This is a genomic window from Mycobacterium sp., from assembly GCF_047975165.1.
Lineage (GTDB): Bacteria > Actinomycetota > Actinomycetes > Mycobacteriales > Mycobacteriaceae > Mycobacterium.
Genome location: NZ_JBKECZ010000113.1, coordinates 1 through 3,206 on the forward strand (window position 1 = coordinate 1; position 3,206 = coordinate 3,206).

3 protein-coding genes are annotated in these 3,206 nt (G+C 54.8%); all 3 read right to left on the reverse strand.

The window, feature by feature from the left end; all coding sequences use genetic code 11:
• Positions 1–699, reverse strand: a 699-nt coding sequence (istB, locus tag ACK5M9_RS11785) for an IS21-like element helper ATPase IstB (RefSeq protein WP_416893354.1), incomplete at its 3' end; no start/stop codon positions are given.
• A complete protein-coding gene (locus ACK5M9_RS11790) occupies positions 686–2,194 on the reverse strand; it encodes a Mu transposase domain-containing protein (RefSeq protein WP_416893355.1) in 1,509 nt (502 codons plus the stop codon). The genes ACK5M9_RS11790 and istB, both read right to left, overlap by 14 nt.
• Before the next feature lie 267 nt (positions 2,195–2,461).
• Positions 2,462–3,206, reverse strand: a 745-nt coding sequence (locus ACK5M9_RS11795) for a hypothetical protein (protein ID WP_416893356.1), incomplete at its 5' end; no start/stop codon positions are given.

Below are 3,206 nucleotides of genomic sequence, written 5' to 3' on the forward strand. Positions count from 1 at the left end.
AAACTCGATGATGATGCTGTGATGCACAATCCTGTCGATGGCGGCTGCCATCGTCAGCGGATCCTGAAAGATCTTGTTCCACTCTGAAAAGACAAGGTTGGAGGTAATCATCAGGCTGCGCCGTTCGTAGCGTTCGGCCAAGAAGGTGAAAAGCACCTCCATCTCGGCCCGACTCTGCTGGACATAGCCGATATCATCAAGAATGATGACCTCGAAGCGATCCAGCCGTCGCAACTCCCGCTCCAGATCGTAGTCCCGCTTGGCCCGCAGCAGCCGTCCCACAAGCATGAAGGTTGGCGTGAAGAGCACGCTGCGTCCCGCCTCGACTAGGGCATGGCCAAGCGCGGCGGCGCAGTGCGTCTTGCCGGTGCCGGGCAGACCGAAAAAGAGCAGATTCTGCGCGTTGTCGATGAAATCTCCGCTCTCAAGCTGGGACAACAGGCGTTGGAGGCGCAGCGGCAAACGCTGCTTGTCGAAGTGGGCCAACGTCTTGCCCGGCGGCAGTTGCGATTGTTTCATGAAGCGTTCGATGCGACGGCGGCGGCGCCCTTCCACTTCCTGTTCAAAGAGATGCAGCAAGCCGTTCTCGACAGACCAGGCTTCCCGTTCTGCTTGCGATAATGTCTCGCTCAGCGCCGCCGCCATGCTGGGCAGCCGCAGACTCTTGCAATAGCTACGGAGTTGTTCATGCGAGTTCATGACTCACCCCCTCAAGTAGCCTGTCATAGCGACTAAGATCGACGCTGCCGCTCTCAAGCTGGGGGACGACAACTGGTGCCGGTGCCAGCAGGCTGTCAACATCCTCCTTGTTCCACTGCTCGCCCGATGCGACAAGCGTACTCAGCACAGCGGCTACATCATCTTCCAGCGTGCGGGCCGCCAGCTTCAGAATCTGCAGAGAGATAATATCGGCCTGCCGCGGCGTATGCCATTCTTGCAGTTGCTCCCACGCCCGCCGAAATATCAGTCGCGGAAAGAGATCGTCCCGAAAGCGATAGCGCCGGAATCCGCCCGGCTTGCGCAGCAACGAGTCGATAACATGTCGATAGTTGACATGATGGCGCTCGGCACCGATCAGCCGAGGCAGCCGTTCGACCCATTTGCCGGCATAATAGATGTCGATGGTCCACTCCTGGATGCGGACTGTCACCTCCTTGCCAATCAACGATGTCGGGACGGAGTAGCTCTTGCGCTGCAGCTGAATCAGGCTGCCGCGACTGACGCGTACCTTCTTCTCAATGCTGGTCGCCAGCGGCGTGGCCGTCACCGCTTTCATGAGAGCCAGCTCTTCGGCCAGCCGCTCTTGTCGCCCACGATTGCGTTTCTCCATCACCTCGAAAAGAAAGGTTTCGTAGGCGGCGATGTCCGCAAAGTCCCGACTACCCCGCAACAGCAAATACTGGTTGACAGCCCGTTTCAGGGCGCCGTTTTGTGATTCCACATCGCCGTTTTCATTGGGACTACTCACATGGGTGCTTTGTGGTTGCAGTCCGTAGTGGCTCAGCAATGCCAGATAGCCGCTGGTGTATCCGCGGCTCTTGCCTGCTTCGTCCTCCTCATTGATGCCCAAGCGCCGCGTTGCAGCCGAACTGTTGTCTGTCTGCACAATCTGGGGGACATAGCCCACTTTGCGCAGGCTACTCTGCAAGGCCAACCGCACAGCCACCAGTGACTCTGACTGGGCCACTCGTCCCCATTCCCAGTTCGAGTAGGGCAGTACGCAGTGGATAAAGATGTGCTTGAACGGCTCGCCCTGAATCGTCACCGCCAACTCGCTCATCCATGTGCCATCCACCTGAATGCTCTCACCCGGTACTCGCACTTGATCTAGGCTTGCAACTTGGCCCTGGTTCAGCCCGCGCCAGCGTTCCACGCGCCGTTGGAATGTCCGCAACTGGCTTTCTCTGTATTGCCCCGGCTTTTCGTCACAGAGCCACTCAAAGAGCGCTTTCGCCTCCAACTCCGGTGTCATTGCCAGCATCTGTTCGATCTGCGGCCACACCGATGCGAACGCATCCTCTCGCGTCTGGTACGTTCTTGGCTGCTTCAGTTCGCTCGGAAACTGCTCCAGCTTTTCATATCTGGCCACCGTCTTTCGGCTGCGCAGATTCGCCTTGGCGGCGGCTTGTTCCTGCGTCTTTCCTGACTTTCTTTCTTGCATTAAAATCCTCACTTGGGTTTCTGTCGCTGTCATAGTTCCTCCCTTAGCTCGTTGCTAAGAGCATTCTATGTCAGCTTCCCTCATGGGCATTTCTAATTGTCGTCAATGTCCAATTCTAGTTGTCATTGGACGGGGCGGCGGGGTGGAACCACCGAGACCGATACCGCTGCTGGTCAGCGTGTACTCGTAGTAGTCGCCGATGTAGATCGTTGTCGTATCGCCACGCCCCTGCGCTGATGGACAGGGCGGGGGCGCGGCGGTAGGGTAAAATAAAGAACTTGGTGATTGTATGCGTGACGATCACTGAAATTGATCTATATCATCCGGCAACGTCAACAGTGGATACATTCCCATCCCATTCCACGGACTTGAACTCTCGACAAGCTGCTCAAACGGCATCCGCGACAGAGAATCTTGTGGAACAAGGAACAACTCTCCCCATGTTTCTTCAGTAACTGGCCCCACATATGTGATACTAGTTAAGCGCATATTGTCGCTCAGTTCTGCAAAGTCATCTTGCACGGAATAACCTGTTGATCCCTCAAGGATTGAAAACCGTATATCAATGCCTTCATAATATAATAGGCGAGCTGCGTATACAACCTCCTCCGATGTGCTATCCATTACCACGATTCGATCCGGCTCTCCATATAAATCAATGATCTGTGACATAGGCCGTATCGTGCGAGGCCCCATGTCAATGATTTTTACTACCCCCTTGTCAAACCAGATATTTACTGTACTACCAAGTTCATTTGGGGGCGGATATTCCGTCTCTCCGCTATTATCGAGATAGAAGTACGCTATGTCTGCGTTGTATTCACTGTTTTCATAGAAGCTTAGGTCAGCAGGTTTGGTGATTTTGCCAGATTCAAGGAACTCCACAACCTCTTGTCGAGTAGTTACATTGGGTACTATGCCGAACCAACATGGCGCTTCGCAGGTACTTCCAATCGCGGGTGTTGGGCTTACGTCCAAAGTATCAGCGGTATCTTCAGTCGTTTGTTGGCCGCAATAAGTAAACAACAGCATAAGTACGAGGCAG

Coding starts and splice junctions, on each gene's coding strand:
- ACK5M9_RS11790 (WP_416893355.1), bottom strand. CDS start 2,194: ATGACAGCGACAGAAACCCAAGTGAGGATTTTAATGCAAGAAAGAAAG.